This is a genomic window from Methylomonas rivi, assembly GCF_024505165.1.
Taxonomy (GTDB): domain Bacteria; phylum Pseudomonadota; class Gammaproteobacteria; order Methylococcales; family Methylomonadaceae; genus Methylomonas; species Methylomonas rivi.
Map to the genome: position 1 here is coordinate 1 of NZ_JANIBK010000208.1, position 4,917 is coordinate 4,917.

At 48.4% G+C, this 4,917-nt stretch carries 5 protein-coding genes; 3 read left to right on the forward strand and 2 right to left on the reverse strand.

The genetic code is table 11. The features are described 5' to 3' along the window. Positions 1–219: 219 nt before the first annotated feature. Both NP596_RS19750 and NP596_RS19755 read right to left on the reverse strand, forming a co-directional pair. Positions 220–807 carry a hypothetical protein gene (locus NP596_RS19750; protein ID WP_256617112.1) on the reverse strand — a complete coding sequence of 196 codons (588 nt, stop codon included), beginning with the start codon at positions 805–807 and terminating at the stop codon, positions 220–222. A 121-nt stretch (positions 808–928) separates the two neighbouring features. After that, positions 929–1,705: a DUF3800 domain-containing protein gene (locus tag NP596_RS19755; protein WP_256617113.1), complete on the reverse strand. Its 777-nt coding sequence runs from the start codon at positions 1,703–1,705 to the stop codon at positions 929–931. A 188-nt stretch (positions 1,706–1,893) separates the two neighbouring features. Between NP596_RS19755 and NP596_RS19760 the strand changes: the two genes are divergently transcribed. The 3 genes from NP596_RS19760 to NP596_RS19770 are packed head-to-tail and all read left to right on the forward strand — an operon-like array spanning position 1,894 to position 4,882. After that, complete coding sequence (locus NP596_RS19760; RefSeq protein ID WP_256617114.1) at positions 1,894–2,880, forward strand: integron integrase; 987 nt, start codon at positions 1,894–1,896, stop codon at positions 2,878–2,880. 30 nt (positions 2,881–2,910) lie between these two features. Beyond that, positions 2,911–3,714, forward strand: coding sequence for a ferritin-like domain-containing protein (locus NP596_RS19765; RefSeq protein WP_256617115.1), 804 nt, complete (start codon positions 2,911–2,913; stop codon positions 3,712–3,714). Next, positions 3,707–4,882, forward strand: a complete 1,176-nt coding sequence (locus NP596_RS19770) for an NnrS family protein (RefSeq protein WP_256617116.1) — start codon at positions 3,707–3,709, stop codon at positions 4,880–4,882. The genes NP596_RS19765 and NP596_RS19770 overlap by 8 nt, the downstream gene beginning before the upstream one ends. Positions 4,883–4,917: the final 35 nt, after the last annotated feature.

Sequence of the window (4,917 nt, forward strand, 5' to 3'; positions counted from 1 at the left end):
CGGCCTTACGGCCTTAGGAAGGAGTTGCCAATCCGAATTAGCTTGGCCACGGAATAAATGCCCAACACCTTTATAACTTCGATAACATCGGAAAACTTTGTGTAGTGTTTCAACACTATCTAATGTCATTAAGTTCATACGTGTTCGTTGTAAATATAACGTTAAAATCAGCCGACCCGAAAAGCGCGTAGCGGTTTTTGGGTCGGCTGGATTTGCTCGTTATGTTTTAATTGTTTCAATTAGCACCTTAAGTAATTCAGGATTAGCAATTACAGCCCCAAGTATTACCAACCAATATATAATTTGGGTGATTTTCATCCCAATATCAGCTAGCTTGGATGATGCATCAATGCCACTTGCAGAAACTATTGCCTTTGGAAGAAAAAACACTGTTTCAAGCCAGAACAGAGGATTGATGCTTTTAATGGCCTCATTTTTAAAATATCCACGAGATCTCTTTAGGACGGCAATTGCACTACTCTGGATTTGCTGATTTAGATATAAAAGATTATCCAAAGTGGTCATTTGCTCTTGGCCGACGAAACCATACCCTTTCGGTTCCATAAACCCATGAATAGGATTCTGAATACCTGACTTCTTTACCCTACGCTTAATTTCGGTGTTATTTTCAGTTATCCAGTTTGATGCTTTTGCTGAGAGAGCTTTTGCATCTTCCTCTGCGTCATCACCCACTCCCTTAAGGTAAAGATTATGTTGATCGCATACTTTTACCATAAACCTCCAGTCAAAGAAGAAGATCAGGCCACGAATAACAGGTATTAAGAGTAAGAAGATTACTAATTCCATTTTTTTATTAGGAGCCCTTTGAAACATAACGACAAGTATAACTTGACCCGAAAAGCAGAGCGGCGATAGCCGCGGAGCTTTTTGGGGTCAAGTTTATACGCTGGTTAGGCATATTTTCCATTTAGTGAATGCAACCTAAGTAGTTTATACCGAATCTCTTCTTGGCAGCAGCAGCCAGTTCTTCGGAACAACTGCCGGCTATATAGAGTCCGTAACCGTCTACCATAAAGAATGGGTTTGCAGGATCGTCCGGCGGTGGCGATAACCCCTCAATATACTGATTGTTGCCAATCAATGCATAGCGGAGACTAGCCCATAACTCAAAACCCAAATCCAGCATCTCATCAGGGTGATACCCGGAATTCTCACCAGCCCTTACTTGTTTTTTTACAATACCCATTTCTTCAAGCAACATACCTCCTAAGGCATGTGATGCGTGATCAGCCAACTGTATTCCTGCTTCCAATTTTGAATCAGTATTCAAATACAAGTTAACCTTAGAGTCCTCTAACCTAGTCTTAATATTTTTATCAATGAACACATTTTCATCTACGTATAGTTCGTGTGATTCATTTCTTAACTTATTGGTATCAAGCAGTTGTAATACTAACGCAGCACAATAATTACCTAACTGTCTTCGATCATGGTTTGGTAATACTGCTAAGGCTAATTTTGAACTATGTACTAGGTAACTAATAAACTCTCTTTGCTTAACAGATACTTCATTTTTAGCTTTTATAGCAGAGCTTTTATATTCGTCATCATTCGGGTTTAACCCCATGCTTTCCCACTCTGCCCTTATTCGAGAAGATAAATCTTCCTCAGAGATCACTATTGCACCAATTATAAATGCACCGTTATCTCTTATTGACTCATCAAAGTATAAGTTTGCCATCATTGGTGCCTAACTATTGATTATCGCGCAAATCTGCCCGATAAGTTGATATTACCCGACTTTTCAGGCGCTTTTGCCCTGATAACTCCCAAACCGGGCAAATGTGCCTTGATAATCTGATATTAGCCATAAATTCGGGCAGATTTGCCTATATAATATATTTTCGCCTGACTATAGCGGTTAATATTCTGATGTCAAGTTCAAAATCGCCGACTTTGTTGGAAGATGTTCGCCGCGTCATGCGGCTCAAGCATTATTCGCTGCATACCGAACGTACGTATTCCGAGTGGATCAAGCAGTTCGTGAAGTTTCATCAACTGAATGAGCGAGCTGGGCTGTTTGAAAACAGCGAGGCCAAGATAGAAGCGTTTTTAAGCTATCTGGCAACAGAACGTAAAGTGGCATCTGCCACCCAAAATCAGGCGATGAATGCGTTGGTGTTTTTATACAAGCAGGTGCTGAATATGCCGCTGACCCAGCGCATCGAGGCTATCCGTTCCAAAACCAGTCGCCATGTGCCGGTGGTGTTGACGATAGACGAGGTCAAGCAGGTTTTGCCGCGCGTGGAAGGCGTGGCGCAGTTGGTGGTCAAGCTTTTATACGGCAGTGGTTTGAGGATTACCGAGGCTGTCCGGTTGCGGGTGCAGGATGTCGATTACGGCTATAAGCAGATTACCGTACGTTCCGGCAAAGGCGACAAGGATAGGGTCACCACGTTTTCCGCAAGCTTGATGCCTTTATTGCAAAATCATTTGGAAAAGGTCAGGGCGATTCACGAACAGGATTTGGCGGACGGTTTCGGCGCGGTGTATTTGCCGTATGCCTTGGCTAAAAAGTATCCCAATGCCGAGCGAGAGTGGGGCTGGCAATATGTGTTTCCAGCGCGTTCCTTATCGGTCGATCCCTTGTCCGGCGAGACTCGACGCCATCATATCGATCAATCGTCGGTGAATAAGGCTATCAAGGCCGCGGTTCGGCAGGCGGGTATTGCTAAACGGGTTTCCGCGCATACCTTTCGGCACAGCTTTGCCACGCATTTGCTGCAACGCGGTACCGATATTCGAACCATTCAGGCGTTATTGGGGCATAGTGATCTGGAAACGACGATGATTTATACCCATGTTTTGAATCAGGGCGGGCAGGGCGTCATCAGTCCGCTGGATGATTTGGCTATTTGATTGCTCAGTGCGACGATTTATGGAGAAAACTTGAACACTATTTTCGATTTAGCCGAGCGCTGTTTATTCGACGCCGACATTGCGCGCAAATTGGAAACAACCCATCAAGCCCAGCAATTGGCGCAAGCCGATCAGTTGTCGTTCGAACCCGCAGCCCCGCCCAGGCCGATTGCCGACACGCTGTTTCCGGATAAGCCGCTGTTGTTGATGCCGCGCGACATGCCGCGCCGGCGGCTGGATACCCGCGAAGGCAAGGCGGCTTTTTTTCATGCGCTGGCGCATATCGAGTTTATGGCGATTTATCTGGCCTGGGACATTATTTACCGGTTTCGCGGCCTCCCGGAAGCGTTTTACCGGGATTGGCTCAAAATTGCCGATGAAGAGGCGCAGCATTTCGAGTTGCTGCGGCGGCATTTGTCGGGCTTTGCCGTCGAGTACGGCGATTTGCCGGCCCACAAGGGTTTGTGGACGCACGCCGAGGATACGGCGGATGACATTCTGGCGCGGCTGGCGGTGGTGCCGCGCTGCATGGAGGCGCGCGGGCTGGACGTAACGCCGGCCATGATCGAAAAATTGCGCGGTTTGGGCGACGATGCCGGGGTGGCGATTTTGCAGCGGATTTATCAAGATGAAGTCGGGCATGTCGAACGCGGATCGTATTGGTTTAACGTTTTTTGCCGGCAAGCCGGTTTGGACCCCGAGCAAACCTATAAGGAAAAAATTCTGGCCTGTTACCAAGGCAAACCCAAGGGGCCGTTTAATCGAGAAGTGCGTATAATCGCCGGCTTCACGCATAACGAAATCGACTGGCTGGAGGAAAGGTTGCATGAATAACAAACCGGTTTTTGATTATCCGCTGTTTGCCATGGGGTTTAGGGCCTTTTTCGCCTTGGCCGGGCTGTCTGCCCTGGCTTTGATTGCGGTTTGGAATTCGCTTTCCAACGGTTCGTTGCATATCGATAACTATTTTCCGGCCACTGTCTGGCACGCCCACGAAATGTTGTTGGGCTATTCGACCGCTGTGATAGCCGGGTTTTTGTTGACGGCGGTCAGAAACTGGACGGATACCGAAACCACCCGGCCGGACCAGTTGGCGTCTTTATGTTTTTTATGGGTTTACGGCCGGGTGTTGCCTTTTTATTCCGAGTTGGTGCCGGACGTATTGATCGCCGCCGTCGATTTTGCGTTTTTGCCGGCGTTGGCTTTTTTTGTCGGCAAGCCCTTGTTGCAGACCGGCAATTTTAAAAACCTGATATTTACCGGCTTGTTGTTATTAATGGCGCTGGGCAACGGTTTGATACATGCGCAAATTTTGGGTTACAGCGAAATCGGCGCGATGTTGGGCTTGAATCTGCTGGTGGCGCTTATCGTGACGATGATTTTGGTGATTGCCGGGCGGGTGTTTCCATTTTTTACCGAGCGCGGTTTGTCCGGGGTGATCTGTATTCGCAATCCTGGCCTGGATGCGGTCACGGTGGCGGTAAGCGCGGGGGTGTTTATTTTGCTGATGTCGGGCGTTTCCGGGTTGATTTTAATGTTGGCCGCGCTGGCCGCGCTGGCGCTGAACGTGATGCGGGTTTCCGCGTGGTATGACGGCCGCATCTGGTTTGTGCCCTTGCTGTGGGTGCTATACGTGGGCTACGGTTGGGTCATACTCGGCTTCGGTTTGGTGGCTTTATCGGCCTATGCCATCGTGTTGCCGTCTTTGTCTTTACATGCTTTCACGGTAGGCGGTATCGGGATTTTGACCTTGGGCATGATGGCGCGGGTATCCTTGGGGCATACCGGCAGGGCGCTTAAGGCGTCTAATGTTATGGCGCTTGCGTTTGCGTTGATTAATCTGGCGGCATTATTGCGGGTGCTGTTTCCGGCGCTTCTGCCGGGCTGGTACGGCGGTTTTGTGCTGGCGTCGAGTTACTGCTGGCTGGCGGCGTTTTCCCTATTTGCTTATCGGTTTCTACCCGTGTTAAGCGCCCCGCGCCCCGATGGCCGGCCCGGTTAGATTTTTATAGGCGTAAAAAAGGCGGCCTTTGGCCG

Bases quoted from the DNA above. Each gene is read 5' to 3' on its own strand.
- NP596_RS19750 (WP_256617112.1), bottom strand. From the start codon at position 807: ATGGAATTAGTAATCTTCTTACTCTTAATACCTGTTATTCGTGGCCTG.
- NP596_RS19755 (WP_256617113.1), bottom strand. From the start codon at position 1,705: ATGATGGCAAACTTATACTTTGATGAGTCAATAAGAGATAACGGTGCA.
- NP596_RS19760 (WP_256617114.1), top strand. From the start codon at position 1,894: ATGTCAAGTTCAAAATCGCCGACTTTGTTGGAAGATGTTCGCCGCGTC.
- NP596_RS19770 (WP_256617116.1), top strand. From the start codon at position 3,707: ATGAATAACAAACCGGTTTTTGATTATCCGCTGTTTGCCATGGGGTTT.